Genomic DNA, 17579 nt, shown 5'->3' on the forward strand with positions numbered 1-17579 from the left:
TTATTGGTCATCAGGCGATTTTAGATTTTAGATTTTAGATTGTCAACAGTCATGAGTCAACAGTCATGAGTCATTAGTCATTAGTCATGAGTCAACAGTCAACAGTCATTAGTCAACAGTCAACAGTCATTAGTCATTAGTCAACAGTCAACAGCCAACAGTCAACAGTCAACAGTCAACAGTCAACAGTCAACAGTCATTAGTCAACAGTCAACAGTCATTAGTCATTAGTCAACAGTCAACAGCCAACAGTCAACAGTCAACAGTCAACAGTCAACAGTCAACAGTCATCAGTCAACAGTCAACAGTTCACAAATTATGAATTCTGGCGGCAAATCCCGAATACGGAGGTGTAGCCGTGCAGAAATGTGCTGCCGCCGACGGGCCCGATTTCGCCGTTGCAGAAAAAGCCGCTCAGGGGGATGTTTTTGAGGTATCGGCCAAACAGTCGGGAGTCAAAGTTCGATTCGCCGTAAAGCCCTTCACCGCGCCCCAGACAAGAGAACATTAAGGCACCTGCGCTGGATGTACCACTGTACTCGGCGGCCCGCTGATACCGATCGAGCAGCATTTCTAGGTCTTCTGCGGAGGTGCGCGCGTCCCGCAGGTGAAATTGGATGCGCTGTCCGGGACGGACTCGATCGCCGATCGCAATTGCTCCCACTTTCGGATCTACTCCCAATAGATTGCGGATTAAAAAATCTCCCGGCTCTAATGTCAGCTTGAATTCATCGCTGACTAAGCCTACAAATAACGAGTGCTGAGCTAATTCTCGGTCTTCTTCGCTCAAAGTTTGAACTAACTCTCGCAGGGCCTCTAAGGGCGATCGCTCGATGCCCGCGCTGCCCGTATCGTCGGTTTGTTCTTCGAGTTTCAGCAAAATATTCCGCTCTCCTTCCGTCACCCGATAAGGATGCCCGATCGGCCTGCAGCCTTGAGCTACGATCGTTTCCAAAACTATATTGCCGCTCAAAGCTACCCCAACCGTCCCTTCTCGGTAAAGCTGATAGTCGCAAAACAGCGCCGCGCCCCTGCCCGCACCATCCCCCCCGGCGAGTCCCCCTACCTTCGCCGCGCCCGGATAGGCATAATCTAGCCCTTGGAGCAAATCGTTAATTTTTGCGGAAAAGGGGTCAGCCAAGATGATGAACTGCGGTTCTTCCTGGGCCGGCACGCCCAAGAGATCCACCCAAGTATCCGGGGGACTATCTAAGTCCGGCAGTTCTTCTGCACCGACGTGAAAAGTTCTGACATTCACTCCCGGTAAGCGCGCCAGACTCAGGCTGACTGCGGGAGATCCCTCGACTTCTTCGGTGAGGCCGCCCCGATTCGTGCCGATGACTCCTCCCCCGCCGCAGCCCAGGATCGCGGGCACTGGCAGCAGTTCTCGGAGTAAAGGCATCAGCCGAGAATACTCGCTGGCAAAGGCAGACGAGATAAATATCAGGGCTAAATCAGCCGGGCCTTCTAGGTCGCGATCGGCTTGTTCTATAACTTCTTTGAGGGCGGATTCCAAAGAGGGACGGGTTGATAAAGCGCTGACCCATTGCATTTGGTTTTGAGTGTACATAAGGCAAACTTCTCTATAAAACTATCTCTATACATTAGGCTAACTGGAACTGGCCACTGGGGGGACGCTATTCTTGGGCGATCGATTCCCCATCGATTGCCGTTCTTGTGTTAACATAAGTTAACATGAGTGTCCCATTAATCTGTTTAGTGTTAAATGCCGTATTCAGCTAAATCTTAAAAGATAAAGCTCAATACAGTTTCACACACCAACCTCGTGTAATGTTTTCATCAAAAGTAAGGTCAGCTCGACCTACATTGATGCCTGTGTACTAGAATCCGCCTACGGGCTAGTAAAGCAGGAAGTAGAGACGGCTACTGCGATCGCAGTTATGGATGGTTTCTCTCTGGGCTGCTGCAACAGCAGCGGATCTCAAGCTATTATTAGCTGGGGTCGCCAGACCGAAACAGCAAATCCCATCCAAACTAACATCCCAAAAGAAAACCTTTCTTACTTAATAAGGTCAACGACCCAGGTCTAAAGACACGCTCGCTTCGAGCCTAAGACTTAAACCACAGTTGACCAGCCGTATACTTTAGAAGTCTACGTTTTTTGAGTTATGACACCAAGCGGCTGCTTAGCTAGTCCCTTGCTCTGTCGTTAACGGTTAAACATCTTTATTTGGGTTAAGGACGTGCCGTTAGCCGAACAAGCTCACTAAACAAAGGCGTGTGCTAACATTACCTAGAAATAGGTCGGGGACAACCATATTCTCCTACACATTCATACCAACAAGCTTTGTCAGGAACTCAGGGCTAAAGCCACTGAGCTTGTAAGAAATTACAAGCTGTTCTGACCAGACCCCTCTCCGGAGGAGACGTTATTCAGGTCACGACACCGGAGAGTGCGACGCCAGTTTTCCGCTCTGTCATCTGCAATTAAACAGTTTTAAAGTCACTGAAACAGTGTTGCAGGTCTAACAAGCCTTTATAACCAGGTCGAGGCGAACATTACCCCGCAAGGGAGGAAGGAGACAACTGTATCTCCATTGGAGGGGCAACCATACCCCTCTAACCCCGAAAGGGGATTCAAGGCGGTTGAAACCGCCGAGTCGTTTTCCTCTCAGGTCTAAAGACTCTGAGTTTCCCACTTACCGAATATTTTTTATGAGTAAACCCCCAGTTCATGCTTTTTTTGTAGGCAGAGCACTTGCCGAAGCACTGTACGAGCAATTAGAAAGCGCGGCCACCAACGCTTTCTCTGAACTCGGCAAATTTGACGCAGAACAAAGAGAACGCCTGCGGCAGTTCACCGATCGAGTTGTGGAACGGGCAAATAGAGCTTCGGATGAGGCGATGCAGACCAGAACTGGCACTGCAAGCACCACCACCATTCAAGACATCCATCCTGCAGATTTGCAAGCGACTATTGATGAGCTGCGCGCCGAAGTGGCTCTGGTGCGATCGGAATTGCAGCGCTACCGCAGCAGTTTGCCCTAGCGATCGACTCGACCACAACTATTATTTACTACGTGAGCGCATTGCTTTGCGCTCCTGCGCTCCTACTTTCAATCAAAGCAACAACATAAAATAAGCAATTTGGGAACCCAAGTGTCTGCTCTCCTTGATGACTCTGTTAATCGCCAGCGCTCCCCCAAGCACACTGGCGAAGCCGATGAGCAAAAAACTGCTAGTAAATCCTACAAAAGTAAAGCTTATCGCTGGAATCGCGAAAAATACTCCCGGAAGCGGCGCTTCTTCGACATTTGGGCCTTTGTCTTGCTCTGGCTGGCTTCCCTCTGGCTCGACAGCAAAAATTGGAGCTACTGGGGAGGCGTGACTGAAGAAAAGAAAGTTGCCAGACGCCGCTTTCAAGCTATCTGGGTTCGAGAAACACTCTTGGATTTGGGGCCAACTTTCATTAAAGTGGGGCAGTTATTTTCTACCCGCGCCGATTTGTTCCCCGCAGAGTTTGTCGAGGAACTTTCTAAGCTGCAAGATAAAGTGCCTGCTTTCAGCTACGAGCAGTTGGAGGTAATTGTCGAGCAAGATTTGGGCAAGACAGTTCAAGAACTCTACCGCAGCTTTGATCCAGTGCCCCTGGCCGCTGCCAGTCTGGGTCAGGTACACAAAGCTCAACTGCATTCGGGCCCGGAAGTGGTCGTCAAGGTGCAGCGACCTGGACTGCGGAAACTGTTCGAGATCGATTTGCAAATTCTTAAGGGAATTGCCCGCTACTTTCAAAACCATCCTAAGTGGGGCCGCGGCCGAGATTGGATGGGGATTTATGAGGAATGCTGTCGCATTCTGTGGCTGGAAATTGACTATCTCCATGAAGGCCGCAATGCTGATACTTTTCGCCGCAATTTTAGCAACTGTGACTGGGTGCGGGTGCCGAGGGTTTATTGGCGGTATGCGGCTCCGCGAGTGCTGACTTTGGAATACCTGCCGGGGATTAAAATCAGCCACTACGAAGCTTTGGAAGCCGCCGGTATCGATCGTAAATTAATCGCTCAGTTGGGCGCAAAAGCTTATTTGCGACAGTTGCTCAACGACGGCTTTTTCCACGCTGACCCACACCCCGGCAACATCGCTGTTAGTGCTGACGGTTGTCTGATTTTCTACGATTTTGGCATGATGGGACAAATCCAGTCCAACGTCCGCGAAGGACTGATGGAGACGCTTTACGGCATTGCTTCCAAGGATGGACAGCGGATTATGGATTCTCTGATCAATTTGGGAGCTTTGGTGCCTACGGGTGATATGAGTCCGGTGCGCCGCAGCATCCAGTATATGCTGGATAACTTCATGGACAAGCCTTTTGAAAATCAGTCTGTGAGCGCGATTACCGACGACCTTTACGATATTGCCTACAACCAACCTTTTCGCTTCCCAGCTACTTTTACTTTTGTAATGCGAGCTTTTTCCACCATCGAAGGGGTGGGCCGAGGTTTAGATCCCGAGTTCAACTTTATGGAGGTGGCACAACCTTTTGCCATGCAGCTTATGACTAATGGAAATGGCCATGATACAAGTAGCAGCATTTTTAACGAAATCGGCCGTCAGGCGGCTCAGGTGAGTTCGAGTGCTTTGGGTTTGCCCCGCCGGATTGAGGAGACTATTGATAAACTCGAACAGGGAGATTTGCGGATTCGCGTCCGTTCTGCCGAAACAGAGCGTTTGCTCCGCCGCATGAGCAGTGCTCAAATGGGCACGAATTATGCTTTGCTGATGAGTGCTTTTACTTTGTCGGCGACAATTTTGTTTGTCAGCAATCAAGTCTGGCCGGCTGTCGCTGTGGCAGTGCTGGCGGCGGGTGCAGGGTTTGCTATGCTGCGTTTGTTCAAGCGGATCGATCGTTTAGACAGGATGTCATAATTGTGCAATTTGCGATTTGAAATTTCAGGTTTGAGATTTCTCGCCAGCCAAAAGTTGACATCGAATGTTAAGTTTTGGCTGGCTGACCACAGATTGCTAAAATTTACAACACTTACGCGCTTTGAGGCTAAAAACCCGGTTGCTGCCTAGATTGGTCGCCAGCAAAACCTCTGATTTTGGGTATAAATCCAGTTTTTTTTGCAGGTGCTGCTGAATTTACTGGATTTACCAAAAATAATGGGTTTAAAGCCCCGTCCTTCTAGGACGGCTTTCTTTAACTGTGGTATACTTACGCTAGTTATGTCAGCGTAAGTATGCTTGTTTTTGAGGCAAAACTAGAGGGACTTGCACAGCAGTACGAGCGGCTCGATGAAGCCATTCGTACTGCTCGCTTTGTCCGCAATAGCTGCCTTAGATACTGGTTGGACAACTTGGGGATGGGTAAGTACGAGTTGAGCGCCTATTGCGCTGTTCTCGCCGCATTGTTTCCGTTCGCCGGCAAACTTAATTCCCAAGCTCGACAAGCTTCGGCCGATCGGGCTTGGAGTTCTATCGCTCGGTTTTATGACAACTGCAAAAAAAACAAGCGTGGGAAGAAAGGCTTCCCACGCTTTAAGAAGCATCAAACACATGGCTCTGTTGAATATAAAACAACGGGCTGGAAGTTGTCGTTCGATAGACGAACTATCACCTTCACTGATGGGTTTGAAGCAGGAAGCTTCAAGATGTGGGGAACTCGTGACCTTCACTTCTACCAGTTGAAGCAGATTAAGCGAGTGCGTGTTGTTCGTAGAGCTGATGGGTACTACGTTCAGTTTTGCATTGACCAAGAACGGGTAGAGAAGAGAAAGCCAACGGGTAAGACTGTTGGACTGGATGTTGGATTGACTCACTTCTACACCGATTCGGATGGTCAGACAATCGAGAACCCCCGTCATCTGAGAAAGTCCGAGAAAGCGATAAAGCGTCTTAGTCGTAAACTTTCTCGCACCACCAAAGGGTCGAAAAACAGAGTCAAAGCGAGAAATCGCCTGAGTCGAAAGCACCTCAAGGTAAGTAGGCAGCGTAAAGATTTTGCCGTGAAGTTGGCAAGATGCGTCATCCAGTCTAACGACTTGGTTGCCTATGAGGACTTGCAGGTGCGTAACATGGTTAGAAACAGGCAACTGTCAAAGTCTATATCTGATGCTGCGTGGTCGGCTTTCCGTCAATGGTTAGAATATTTTGGCAAGGTGTTTGGTGTGGTAACGGTTGCCGTACCACCGCACTACACTTCTCAAAACTGTTCCAACTGTGGGGAAGTCATCAAGAAGTCTTTGAGTCAAAGAACACATCGCTGTCACCATTGTGGTTTTGTAATAGACCGAGACTCGAATGCAGCAATTAACATACTTGAGTTAGCACTCCGTACCGTGGGGCACATGGGAACGTTAAACGCCTCTGGAGACATCGACCTCTGCATTGGTGAGGCAACTCCTCAATGTAAGCCGAGTCGTGGAAAGAGGAAGCCCAAGAAGTGATTCTTGGAATCCTGCGGTACGGCCGGGGAGGATGTCAACATCATACGATCTACAATATGATGTCAAGGAAGTGCAATTTTTCCAAAACTCGCGATCGCGGGCTGCTGAATTTCAAGCCCGTTCGCAATTTAAGTTTTGGAATAAAAAATTGCACCCCATTAAATCAAGCTTTCAAGTTCGATGAGTCCAATCACCCAATCTATGAAACGCTCTTTCGCAGGTAAGACAGACACAGGGCTAGTTCGTTCCGTAAATCAGGATTCGTACTACATAGACTCTGACGGGCGATTTTTCATAGTGGCCGACGGAATGGGAGGACACGCCGGAGGTCAAGAAGCCAGCCGGATTGCGACTCAGGCGATTCAATCTTATTTGCTCGAACATTGGGAAGGGCCAGAGGATTCTCCGCTGTTGTTGGAAAAGGCTTTTTTAATTGCCAATCAAGCAATTTTGACGGATCAGCTCGACCACCCGGAGCGTGCTGATATGGGAACTACGGCTGTGGTTCTCATGTTTAGGGATGAGGGCAGACCCTGGTGCGCTAATATCGGGGACTCTCGCTTGTACCGACTGCACGGATCTCGCTTGGAACAGATTACTGAAGACCAGACTTGGGTGGCTCAGGCTGTGAAAAGAAAGGCCCTAACTCCTGACCAGGCTCGCAGTCATCCTTGGCGTCACGTTTTGTCCCAGTGTTTGGGCCGCGATGATTTGCGGGAGATAGATATTTTGCCGGTGGACGTGCAGCCTGGGGATCGCTTGCTGCTCTGCAGCGATGGCTTGACTGAAGAACTTTCCGATCCTTTGATAGCTTCGCCTCTGAAGTCGATTCGCGCCTGCGAGGGCGCTGCAAATGCTTTAATTCAAGCAGCTAAGGATAAAGGTGGACGCGATAATATTACTGTGGTGATCGTAACGATCGACCTCAAATAATATTCGATCGCCCGATCGCACCCGACCATCTAAAATCGAAAAATCGAAAAAGTGAACAATCTAAAATCTAAAATCTAAAATCTAAAATTGAATGACCCGCGTTATCGGTTTGATCAGCGGCACGTCGGTGGATGGCATTGATGCTGCTTTGGTGGATGTGGTCGGTTCCCAAACAGACTTGAAAGTGCAATTGGTGGCCGGCAACACTTTCCCTTATCCTGCTAATTTGCGATCGCAAATTCTCTCGGTTTGCAGTGGCTCAGCTTTGTCAATGGCTGAACTAGCCCAATTAGATGATGCCATCGCCCAAGAATTTGCCACGGCGGCATTGACAATTCAAGCAGAATATGATAAAGCAGAATTAATCGGCTCTCACGGTCAAACCGTCTACCACCGACCTGCTGGGAAAGCGCAGAAAGACAGCGCCGGTGCGTTAATGGGCTACAGCTTGCAAATCGGGCGGGGCGCGCTAATTGCGGAATTGACAGGAATTACTACTGTGAGTAACTTTCGATCGGCAGACATTGCTGCCGGGGGTCAAGGAGCACCCTTAGTGTCAATAGTTGATGCCTGCCTGCTGGCGGAACCCAACATCAGCCTCTGCATCCAAAATCTGGGCGGAATTGGCAATGTTACCTATCTTCCGGCCAGGGGAAAAGGGGGAAACAATGACGAGTCTGAGATTTTCAGTCTTGGGGATGGCATATCGGGCTGGGATACAGGCCCGGCGAATTCCCTGTTAGATTTGGCAGTACAGCACTTCTCAGGGGGCACTAAGACGATCGACGAAGGTGGAGCTTGGGCGGCATCGGGCACTCCCTGTCAAGCTTTAGTCGAAGATTGGCTCGCATCAGAGTTCTTCCGCCAAGCACCGCCGAAATCAACGGGGCGAGAGCTATTTGGTGTAGACTATTTTGACAGGTGTTTGGTCGAGGCCCAAGGTTACAACCTCAGTCCTGCTGACGTGCTGGCTACTCTGACAGAACTGACTGTTGCCTCGATCGTTCACAGTTACCAAACTTTTTTACCGGCTATGCCCGATCGAGTTTTACTATGCGGGGGCGGCAGCCACAATCTCTACTTAAAACGCCGATTGCAATCTCAATTGCATCCAGTGCAAGTGTTGACTACTTCTGAGGCAGGCTTGAATGTAGATTTTAAAGAGGCGATCGCTTTCGCGGTTTTAGCCGCATGGCGGGTTCGGGGCATTCCCGGCAATCTGCCTCAAGTTACTGGTGCCCGGACATCGGTACTTTTAGGAGAAATTAACTCTTGTTGGCACAGTTGGGCGTGATAGCATAGAGTCTGAGGGACAACGGCTGTGCGTTGTTGCACCAGCATTGTAGCCAGCAGGAAAAGCATAGGAACAGCACTGTGGCTCACACGTTTTTAATGGAATCTGGCCAATGGACGCTCGAAGGAAGCTGGATTGAGCGCAATGGCGTGCCAATTACGGTTAAAGGCAAAACTTTAGTGAGCTGGAACCGAACAGATTGGTTCAGTATGGTGACCAAGCTCGTATTTCCTGGAGGCGATCGCGAAGAGATTATTTTGCAGTACCGAGGACACCTCAACAGCGATGAACGGCAGTATACTTTTGTACTCCAACACAGCGAACTCGCCCGCGTCGAGGGCGAAGGTTGGATTGCTCCCCAGTCGATCGTCCAGCGTTATTGGGTGTTGGGAGACGAACGCCAGCGGAGGACGGGTTTTGATACCCTTCACCGGGTTGATGACAACCGCTACTACCAATCTAGTGGCATCATGTCTGGTCATTACTTGACGAGTACAATGGAGGCGACTCTGGAACGTCAGCCGGAATAACTCTTTCTAGAGTCCACAGTTGCCAGTTCTAGGGATTGATGTGAAAACTAAAGGTTTTGCTAGTCGGAGATCGCGCTCAGATGTCCGACTATCGCCATTATTGTCAAACCTCATCCGCTCCAAATAAACACAAATATATAGAATTTGTTAAAAATTTTAAGTGGTTAAAAAATTAACCCTTTTTATTAAGAGTTATCCAATTTTCGAGTCGAGGCGCGATAAATTATCTTTGCGCTTTCCGGTGGTGTCGATCGACAAACTGCTTACCTCGACTTCCACATTCAGTGAAATCCACAAAGGAATTGTCAAATTTTCCTCACGTCTGTACAGATGCCTTCTACCTTCTGCCTTCGAGTGACGCCCCATCACCCCCAACTCCTTTCCGCCTGAGGGAAGAGAGTAAGAGACGGAGGTCGCCGACTGCGACTCTTGGTTACTCAACGCCTGGGTTAGGTTCTAAACCCCAGTGGTGTTTCAGAAAATGGCGGTACATGGTTTCTCGTAGCATCATTTGCTCGTAAAGCTTGACCAAAAACTCCTGAGCTTGTTCACGGCTCATGTCACTTACCTGTGTTTTGAATGAACACAGGCTAAATTGCTGTTCCAAAGACAATTCTGCTGGTTGGCTCATGACTTTGACTCCTCTGTAAGTAAAGGTGACTTAAAACTGAACACCTGGATTAACCAGATTTGTAAGTTGTTTCAGCGATCGACCGTTGGTTTCGGGATGCCCGATTTTCCATCTGGCTTGAGTATATATTACAAAAGGTAACAATTATTTGACAAAATTACCATCTGTCCTAGGAAATAACTTACTTAGGGATAGAGATGGCGAGATGTCTGCAAAAGTTCCTTCCGCAGGCATATACAAGTCTATCTACTTGTCAAGAGAAAAAAGGCTCAGTACGAACCAAAAGAATTGAAGCCCTTTATACCAAATCCGGCGGAGAGAATCTCCGCGAGGGGGAGAGCGGAAGAGCGGGAGAGGGGGAGATGAGGAGATGGGGAGAGGGGGAGATGAGGAGAGGGGGAGATGGGGAGAGGGGGAGATGAGGAGATGAGGAGAGTGGAAGATGAGGAGAGTGGAAGATGAGGAGAGCGGAAGATGGGGAGATGGGCAGATGGGGAGATGGGGAGAATTTCTATTTCTTTGTTCTCCCTTCTTTGTTCTCCCTTCTTCCTTCTTCCTTCTTCCTTCTCCCTTCTTCCTTCTGACTAATTCGACGGCCCGCCATCCTGCGGTGGAGTGGCGACTCCGGGTCGGAAATTGGGAGCAGCGGGTGCAGGCGAAACAGGAGGAATGCCCTGATTTGCCCCGAAGTTACTAGGCTGCTGTGGAGCGGGGAGAGGAGATTGAAACTGATTGGGATTGAACTGCTGCTGACCGGGAGCGGGGAGAGGCGATTGAAACTGATTGGGGTTGAACTGTTGCTGCCCCGGAGGCACCGGAGACGGCAGAGGTTGACCGGAATTGCCGATCGCAGGTGCAGCAGGAATGCCAGAATTGGGGAGCGAGGTATTGGGCAATGGGGAGGGAGCCGAACTAGGAAGAGTTGCCAGGGCAACTCGATCGCCTCCTACCTCTCTCAATTTGTCTAAAACCTCGACAACTTTGGCATATCTCGCATTTTGAGGAGCGTACAGCACCATCAAACCCGTAGGATTTTTACTTTGGAAACTCTTTAAAACTCGATCTAGCTGTTGGTAATTAACAGGCAATTGGTCGATATAAGTTTGCCCGAAATCATCAATGCTGACAATCAGCATCTCTCGCATCTGCGTTTGTCCAGTCTTCGCTTTAGGCAAATCGACATTAATGGCTTGCTGGCGAGTCAGTTGCAAAGCCGCCAGGAGAAAAAACGTCAGAATGCAAAATATCACGTCAATTAAAGGCACCAGTTCAATCCGAGCCTCTTCAGCAGGAGTATCTAGATTAATCTTCATCAGTTCTCCTTGGTTCTAATTATTAGAAGGTGAATCTTCAGCCGGATCGGAACCTTTCAATTTCGGCTCCCGATTCCGTTCTCCCGGTTCTTGAGAATTGAGAGAACGCCTGTTCAAACCATCGGAACCAAAGGAAGAATTGCTGTATTCGGCACCGGGCGCTCGACCCTTAGCATTAGCAGCAGGCCAGTATTGTCTGTAAAGCAATTCGAGTTCATTTCCAGCTTTGCGAAATATTTTTGCCTGGTTGAACAAAAAAGCTTGAAATATCCGATAAAACGCCAAGCTAAAAATTGCTACTACCATCCCTGAAGCAGTCGTGATCAGCGCCTCGCTAATCCCCAAAGTTACGCCAGTTGTTGCCGCCGTGCCGATGTCGCCCAGACGGATGGAACTGAGCGAGTTAATCAAGCCCAAAACTGTTCCCAGCAAGCCCAGCAAAGGCGCCAGAGCGATCGTAGCTTCTAAGATTTTGTCACCGCGGCGCATCGAAGCCAACTCTTCATCCGCTGCAGCTTCAAGTGCGAGTCGAAACAAATCTGGTTCGGGATTGTAGAGCCGCAGGGGTGCAGAAAGAAATCGCCCGATCGGCTGTCGGTTAGCTTGTCTGGCAATCTCGTTAGCCGCCCCCCAATCGCTGCGAGCCGCTTCCAGAATGCGGTTAACTATCTGCTTTTCTTTGCTCAGGAGGCTTGCCCAAAACCACAAGCGCTCGATAATTGTACTCAAAGATAAAATCGATAACAGCAACAGGGGCCACATGGCGGGGCCGCCTTTTTGAAACAGTTCTTGAATATTCACAATATTTTTGCTCCTGCAGTACCCGCTAACTTTTGCTTCTGTTCTACTTTTTTTAACAAATCTAAGGCCATTTAATTTTAGCTATTAATGTACTCAGGACTTACGCACTCGCCACTAAAGAAAGACGGTTTTGCGAAGGGGGCATCGGGGTGCAACGAAGTATTTTTATCGAGGAAACCCGGTTTCTGGGTAAGTCTTGGTACTGTTGTCTAGTGCCTACGGGCGATGGGCGGCGACTTCCTCACAATTCCTCTAAGTCTTGACACATATCTTGGAGTGACTGGTGTTGAACGCGGCGGGAAGAGCGACGATATTTTTTAGTTTGCAGCTTCGGTTCGTAATGCTGCGTACCATCCGACTTGGTTTGCTGCTTCAAACTTGCCTCGGCGCTGCTGGAGTTTTGCAGAGCTTGTTGGCGGACGATCGCCTCTTCGAGAAACTGCAAGTAATACTCATAGCGCTCCCAACCTCCCCGCACCACACAGTTAGGCTCGTCTCGGTGCGAACAGTCGCTAAACTGGCAGCTACCCACAGCCAGCCTCTGGCGCGCTTCTGGGAAATATTCTGCTAACTCTGAGGGGTCGCATTCGAGAGCCGGCTGATTAAAGCCCGGAGTATCGGCCAAAAGTCCGCCGCCGGGGAGTTCAAATAGTTCGACGTGGCGAGTCGTATGGCGCCCGCGGCCGAGTTTGCCGGAAACAGCGTTCACTCGCAGATTCAGGGCCGGGATCAGTTGGTTGATTAAGCTGGACTTGCCAACCCCAGAAGGGCCACAAATTACCGTTATTTTTCCTTGCAAATGGCTCAGAAGGAAGTTCGGCAACGGGCTATGTACGGGCTTTAACGGATGTAACGGATTGACCGAATTTGGCAATTGGGGGTTATCCTCAGAACTCAGCATAGATGGTTCTATTTTCTCCACTAAGTCATGGAAAGCTGGTTCCGATGCAGAAACTTCATTTTTGTCATTAGCGGGGGCTTCCTGAACTCCTAAACCGCTGCGGACGCTAATAAACATTGGTTCGTAGCCCCAGCCTGAAAGCCGATCGCGCCACTGTTCCAACTCATCGGGCGTGACCAAATCGCATTTGTTCAGGCACAAACTCACCTCTAAACCTGTTGATTCTGCCTTGACTAAAAACCGAGTTAATGATGCGGGATCTAAGTCTGGTTCAGCAAGGGCAAAAACAAGGAGAATGCGATCGGCATTAGCTACAGGTGGGCGGTTGAGTTCTGTTTGGCGGGGGAATACTTCAGAAATTGCTCCCCGGCGGTCAGTCCAGTCCGGTTCGTCTACCACCACGCGATCGCCCACCATCACCTGTTGGCCAATTTTTTTCAGTCGAGTGCGACGAGTGCACAGGAGAGTCGGAGAATCAGCGAGGGGAGCCTTTTCCCCGTCAATGGAGACTTCGGGATCTAACCTCACTTGGTAGAAGTTAGCCTGAACAGCAATTACAGTACCCACGATCGAGGGTGAATTCACGCTCATCCTGCTTCCTGGTCTTCTGGGCGCTGCACTTTCATTGCAAAAAAGCCCGACTCCGGCTCATCCGCGACAAATTCCGTTTCGAGAATCTGGTAGCCTTCCATTTTGAGACTATCGGGTACTTGTTCGATCGGCTCCCCAGCGTCCAGCCACACCTCCAAAACAGCACCCGGTGCCATTTGCTCCAAGCGCAGTTTAGTGCGGACAAAATTCAGAGGACACGGAGTACCACGCAGATCGATTTTGGCATCTGGGGATTTGGGATTTTCAATTTTCGATGTTGAATTCATAATGCTTTTTGCAATCTCAAATCCTGAAAGCCTTAGTTTTTTAAACAAGTTGCGTGGAAACTGTAGAATCTAAAATTTTGTGTCCAATTGGACACAGACTATTATTCTTTCTGAAAAAAGTGAGCGCAATTGCGCTCACTTTTTTGAGCGCTGCGGAAACGCAATGCCCAGGAAGCGTCCCACCTGAGATTTTTGTGAGCAATTGCACACAATTTTTTGACAGGTACTAAAACAAATGGCCGGGGAATCCTGAAACAGGAAAATTTGACACCCATGGGTGTCAAAAATTGCTTATTTCTGAAACAAATTACCCAGAAACCCTTCCAAGCCGCCTTTACCGGTACGATCGCCCTTCAGCTTAGCAAGCTGCATCAGCAATTCCCGTTCCTCAGCCGTCACCTTAGTCGGAATGTCAATAGACACCGTAATCAAATGATCGCCGCGACTGACTGGATTTCCCAACCGAGGCACCCCTTTTTTCTCCAGAGTCAGAACAGTATTCGCCTGAGTTCCGCTAGGAATCAACAATTCCGTCGGCCCGTCTACAGTTTCGACTTCCAACCGGCATCCCAAAATTGCTTGCAAATAACTAATTTTAACTTCCGAGCTAACGTTAGTGCCGTCGCGCTTAAATAGCGGGTCTTCATTCACCGCCAAGAACACGTAAAGATCTCCGGGTGGCCCGCCCAGTTTGCCGGCATCCCCTTCATTGGAAACCCGCAAGCGAGTACCGTTGTCAACCCCAGCCGGAATTGTGATTTTCAGCTTTTTCATCACTTCTTTCTGGCCGCGGCCGCCGCAAGTTTCGCACTTATCCTCAATCACTTGCCCGGTGCCGTTGCAAGTGGGGCAAACTGAAACTTGAGTAAAGCTGCCGAAAGGAGTGCGGGTAGCGCGTCGGACTTGACCACTGCCGGTACAAGTCGAGCAAGTTTGGGGTCGGGTTCCCGGTTTCGCGCCAGTCCCGGTGCAAGTTTCGCAGGTTTCTAAATGCTTGATGCGGAGTTCTTTTTCCCCACCAAACACTGCTTCTCGAAAATCCAGCCGCAAATCGAGGCGCAAATCGTCTCCGCGCACCGGCCCGCTGCGCCTGCGACCTTGCTGTTGTGGCCCACCGACGCCTCCCTGAAAGCCCTGAAAGAAGCTTTCAAAAATATCGGCAAAGCTGTCACCAAAGTCTTGGAACCCAGGTGCACCTGCACCGCTGACGCCTGCTTCCCCGAAACGGTCGAAACGAGCCCGGGTTTCTGGTTCTGAGAGTACCTCGTAGGCGCGGTTAATTTCTTTAAACCGCTCCTCGGCACCGGATTCTTTGTTGACATCTGGATGGTACTTGCGAGCTAGGCGGCGGTAAGCACGCTTAATTTCTTCTTTGTCTGCGCTACGAGAAACGCCTAATATTTCATAGTAATCACCGGCCATAGAGCTGCTTGCCTGGAGGTAAATAACAAAAAGTGTACGAAAAAGAAACGGGCGACCTTTCCTGAAATTACAGATTAAAAATCAAAAAATCTCATTGTTAATTTTTAACTTTTAATTTTTAGCTTTTCTGTTTTAAAGGAAAGGATTCATATCATCAACTTCTGGTTCGGGAACCTTCTGTTTTTGTTTTGACTGTGGATTTGACTGTGGATTTGACTGTGGATTTGACTGTGGATTTGACTGTGGATTTGACTGTGGACTTGGCTGTGGATTTGACTGTCGTTTTGACTGTCGCTCCGGCTTTGATTCCGGCTTTGATTCCAGCTTTGGTTCCGGCTTTGGTTCCGGCTTTGGTTCCGGCTTTGGTTCCGGCGCCACCAGCAGCTCTTCTTTCAGCAAAATGCTGTCGTCGTCCGCTTTAACCTCTTCGGGTTCTGATGATTCTACTTCTGACATCATCTCGCTTTCCACAACAGCTCCTGACGGGGCTACCCCGCTGCGGGCTTGGTCGTAGACTGCTGTCCCCAGCGAGTATAGCAGTTGCTTGAAAGATTCGATTGCGGGGGTGAGTTCCTCGATTGTAATGTCGGGGTTCGTCATCGCTGCCCGCAAGGCTGCTGCGGCTGTTTCCGCTTCGGCCTTGAGGTCGTCGCTCAGCAGTTGCGCGTTGGTTTTTAAAGTTACACCACAATTATAGACGAGGGAGTCAGCTTGATTTTTGAGTTCGACGAGTAGAGCGCGCTTGATGTCTTCGTCGGCGTAAAGTTCGGCTTCTTGTCGCATCCGCTCGACTTCGGTTTCGCTCAATCCCCCTGTATTGGAAATTTGGATGCTTTGTTCTTTTCCGGTTCCCTTGTCTTCAGCAGCCACTTTGAGAATCCCGTTGGCATCGATTTCAAAGGTAACTTCAATTTGAGGTACGCCACGGGGAGCTGGGGGAATGCCTTTGAGCAGGAATTTGCCGAGACTTTTATTGTCTTTAACCAATGCCCGCTCGCCTTGGAGTACGTGAATTTCTACCGAGGTTTGCCCGTCTGCCGCCGTGCTGTACATTTGCGATCGGCTGGTGGGAATAGTTGTATTGCGCTCTATTACTTTGGTGAACACCCCGCCCAAGGTTTCGAGTCCCAGGGATAGCGGCGTCACATCGAGCAGCAGCAAGTCTTTGACTTCACCACCCAACACCCCGGCTTGAATTGCCGCGCCTACGGCTACAGCTTCGTCGGGATTGACGGATTTATCGGGAGAAACGCCCCCAAAATACTTGCTAATTGCCTTTTGAACTGCCGGAATCCGGGTTGAGCCTCCCACTAAAATAATTCTGTCTATGTCTTTGGGGGTCAAACTTGCGTCTTTGAGGGCTTGAGTCACCGGATCGATCGTCGCTTGCACCAAATGAGCCACCAGTTTTTCAAACTGAGCTTTGGAGAGTTCCATTTCCAAATGCTTCGGCCCTTTTTCGTCAGAGGAGATGAAGGGCAGATTGATTGAGGTGGATTCGCGGTTGGAGAGTTCGATTTTGGCTTTTTCGGCAGCTTCTCGGAGGCGCTGCAAGGCCATTTTGTCTTGTGAGAGGTCACTGCCTTCTTGAGTCCGAAAACCTTCTACGAGCCACTGGACTATGCAGTCGTCAAAGTCATCTCCTCCGAGATGGTTGTTACCGGAGGTAGCGTTGACTTCAAAAATTCCGTCTCCCAGTTGCAGGATAGAAACGTCGAAAGTACCGCCGCCCAGGTCAAAGACCAAGATTTTCTGTTCTATATTTTGCTTGTCCAGCCCGTAGGAAAGGGCTGCCGCTGTCGGTTCGTTGACGATCCGCAGGACTTCTAGCCCCGCGATCGTACCGGCGTCTTTAGTAGCTTGCCGTTGGGCATCTGTGAAGTAGGCTGGCACTGTAATCACGGCTTGGGTAACAGTTTGTCCCAAATAAGCTTCAGCATCTTGCTTGAGCTTTTGGAGTACCATTGCCGAGATTTCTTGGGGAGTGTGAACCTTGTTCCGAATTTGGACGTTAACGGTATCGTCTTTGCCTTTTATGCAGGTATAGGGAGTCCGCGCTCGTTCTTCTTCCGTGTCGTCCCACCGCCGTCCGATAAATCGTTTGATACTGTAGACAGTATTTACAGCATTAGTTACAGCTTGCCGCTTGGCTAGTTGACCTACTAAGCGATCGCCCGCCTTGCCGAATCCTACTATACTCGGAGTTGTGCGCCCGCCCTCGGAATTGGCGATCACGACGGGTTTACCGCCCTCTAACACAGCTACGCAACTGTTAGTTGTGCCTAAGTCAATTCCAATAATTTTTCCCATAGCGCCTCATAAAACTTTGTGGGATGTTTGGAAACCTCCAACTACAGGTTGGGGGAGGAAAAACGACTCAGCTTGTTCAAACAAGCATTACCAGACCAGATTTGTAGGAAATAAACTTGATGTCCTAAAGCAATATCAAAGACGGGTAAAAACATTTTT

At 49.5% G+C, this 17579-nt stretch carries 15 protein-coding genes; 6 read left to right on the top strand and 9 right to left on the bottom strand.

The annotated features are described in order from the left end of the window. Positions 1 to 316: 316 nt before the first annotated feature. Positions 317 to 1570: an FIST N-terminal domain-containing protein gene (locus tag QUB24_RS12595; RefSeq protein ID WP_333063501.1), complete on the bottom strand. Its 1254-nt coding sequence runs from the start codon at positions 1568 to 1570 to the stop codon at positions 317 to 319. Between the two features lie 1106 nt (positions 1571 to 2676). Here QUB24_RS12595 and QUB24_RS12600 point away from each other — a divergent pair. The 6 genes from QUB24_RS12600 (at position 2677) to QUB24_RS12625 (ending at position 9164) form a co-directional block, all read left to right on the top strand. Beyond that, complete coding sequence (locus QUB24_RS12600) at positions 2677 to 3009, top strand: DUF6825 family protein (RefSeq protein WP_190660406.1); 333 nt, start codon at positions 2677 to 2679, stop codon at positions 3007 to 3009. Between the two features lie 111 nt (positions 3010 to 3120). Next, complete coding sequence (locus QUB24_RS12605) at positions 3121 to 4887, top strand: AarF/ABC1/UbiB kinase family protein (protein ID WP_333153493.1); 1767 nt, start codon at positions 3121 to 3123, stop codon at positions 4885 to 4887. 314 nt (positions 4888 to 5201) lie between these two features. Beyond that, positions 5202 to 6407, top strand: coding sequence for a transposase (locus QUB24_RS12610; protein WP_333153494.1), 1206 nt, complete (start codon positions 5202 to 5204; stop codon positions 6405 to 6407). 201 nt (positions 6408 to 6608) lie between these two features. Beyond that, entirely contained in the window at positions 6609 to 7340 is a 732-nt protein-coding gene (locus QUB24_RS12615; RefSeq protein WP_333056054.1) for a PP2C family serine/threonine-protein phosphatase, read from the top strand. Between the two features lie 91 nt (positions 7341 to 7431). After that, a complete protein-coding gene (locus QUB24_RS12620) occupies positions 7432 to 8634 on the top strand; it encodes an anhydro-N-acetylmuramic acid kinase (protein WP_333153495.1) in 1203 nt (400 codons plus the stop codon). An 80-nt stretch (positions 8635 to 8714) separates the two neighbouring features. Beyond that, positions 8715 to 9164, top strand: coding sequence for a hypothetical protein (locus QUB24_RS12625; RefSeq protein ID WP_333042233.1), 450 nt, complete (start codon positions 8715 to 8717; stop codon positions 9162 to 9164). Positions 9165 to 9356: 192 nt separating this feature from the next. On the opposite strand, the gene QUB24_RS12630 is transcribed toward QUB24_RS12625, so the two are convergent. From QUB24_RS12630 to dnaK, 8 genes are all read right to left on the bottom strand, one after another. Further along, positions 9357 to 9530 carry a hypothetical protein gene (locus QUB24_RS12630; RefSeq protein WP_333153496.1) on the bottom strand — a complete coding sequence of 58 codons (174 nt, stop codon included), beginning with the start codon at positions 9528 to 9530 and terminating at the stop codon, positions 9357 to 9359. 67 nt (positions 9531 to 9597) lie between these two features. Continuing rightward, a complete protein-coding gene (locus QUB24_RS12635; RefSeq protein WP_006635253.1) occupies positions 9598 to 9795 on the bottom strand; it encodes an NblA/ycf18 family protein in 198 nt (65 codons plus the stop codon). 584 nt (positions 9796 to 10379) lie between these two features. Next, positions 10380 to 11108, bottom strand: a complete 729-nt coding sequence (locus QUB24_RS12640) for a biopolymer transporter ExbD (protein ID WP_333153497.1) — start codon at positions 11106 to 11108, stop codon at positions 10380 to 10382. A gap of 15 nt (positions 11109 to 11123) precedes the next feature. Next, positions 11124 to 11909, bottom strand: a complete 786-nt coding sequence (locus tag QUB24_RS12645; protein WP_333153498.1) for a MotA/TolQ/ExbB proton channel family protein — start codon at positions 11907 to 11909, stop codon at positions 11124 to 11126. A gap of 241 nt (positions 11910 to 12150) precedes the next feature. Beyond that, positions 12151 to 13401 carry a ribosome small subunit-dependent GTPase A gene (gene rsgA, locus QUB24_RS12650; protein WP_333153499.1) on the bottom strand — a complete coding sequence of 417 codons (1251 nt, stop codon included), beginning with the start codon at positions 13399 to 13401 and terminating at the stop codon, positions 12151 to 12153. After that, complete coding sequence (locus QUB24_RS12655; protein WP_333153500.1) at positions 13398 to 13688, bottom strand: sulfurtransferase TusA family protein; 291 nt, start codon at positions 13686 to 13688, stop codon at positions 13398 to 13400. Before QUB24_RS12655 ends, rsgA begins: the two co-directional genes overlap by 4 nt. 291 nt (positions 13689 to 13979) lie before the next feature. After that, entirely contained in the window at positions 13980 to 15110 is a 1131-nt protein-coding gene (gene dnaJ, locus QUB24_RS12660; RefSeq protein WP_333056045.1) for a molecular chaperone DnaJ, read from the bottom strand. A gap of 132 nt (positions 15111 to 15242) precedes the next feature. Continuing rightward, on the bottom strand, positions 15243 to 17420 hold the full coding sequence (gene dnaK / locus QUB24_RS12665) for a molecular chaperone DnaK (RefSeq protein ID WP_333153501.1): 2178 nt from the start codon (positions 17418 to 17420) through the stop codon (positions 15243 to 15245). Positions 17421 to 17579: the final 159 nt, after the last annotated feature.

It is taken from the genome of Microcoleus sp. B9-D4 (genome assembly GCF_036705105.1).
Taxonomy (GTDB): domain Bacteria; phylum Cyanobacteriota; class Cyanobacteriia; order Cyanobacteriales; family Microcoleaceae; genus Microcoleus.

Bases quoted from the DNA above. Each gene is read 5' to 3' on its own strand.
- QUB24_RS12595 (WP_333063501.1), bottom strand. From the start codon at position 1,570: ATGTACACTCAAAACCAAATGCAATGGGTCAGCGCTTTATCAACCCGT.
- QUB24_RS12600 (WP_190660406.1), top strand. From the start codon at position 2,677: ATGAGTAAACCCCCAGTTCATGCTTTTTTTGTAGGCAGAGCACTTGCC.
- QUB24_RS12610 (WP_333153494.1), top strand. From the start codon at position 5,202: ATGCTTGTTTTTGAGGCAAAACTAGAGGGACTTGCACAGCAGTACGAG.
- QUB24_RS12615 (WP_333056054.1), top strand. From the start codon at position 6,609: ATGAAACGCTCTTTCGCAGGTAAGACAGACACAGGGCTAGTTCGTTCC.
- QUB24_RS12620 (WP_333153495.1), top strand. From the start codon at position 7,432: ATGACCCGCGTTATCGGTTTGATCAGCGGCACGTCGGTGGATGGCATT.
- QUB24_RS12630 (WP_333153496.1), bottom strand. From the start codon at position 9,530: ATGGGGCGTCACTCGAAGGCAGAAGGTAGAAGGCATCTGTACAGACGT.
- QUB24_RS12635 (WP_006635253.1), bottom strand. From the start codon at position 9,795: ATGAGCCAACCAGCAGAATTGTCTTTGGAACAGCAATTTAGCCTGTGT.
- QUB24_RS12640 (WP_333153497.1), bottom strand. From the start codon at position 11,108: ATGAAGATTAATCTAGATACTCCTGCTGAAGAGGCTCGGATTGAACTG.
- rsgA (WP_333153499.1), bottom strand. From the start codon at position 13,401: ATGAGCGTGAATTCACCCTCGATCGTGGGTACTGTAATTGCTGTTCAG.
- QUB24_RS12655 (WP_333153500.1), bottom strand. From the start codon at position 13,688: ATGAATTCAACATCGAAAATTGAAAATCCCAAATCCCCAGATGCCAAA.
- dnaJ (WP_333056045.1), bottom strand. From the start codon at position 15,110: ATGGCCGGTGATTACTATGAAATATTAGGCGTTTCTCGTAGCGCAGAC.
- dnaK (WP_333153501.1), bottom strand. From the start codon at position 17,420: ATGGGAAAAATTATTGGAATTGACTTAGGCACAACTAACAGTTGCGTA.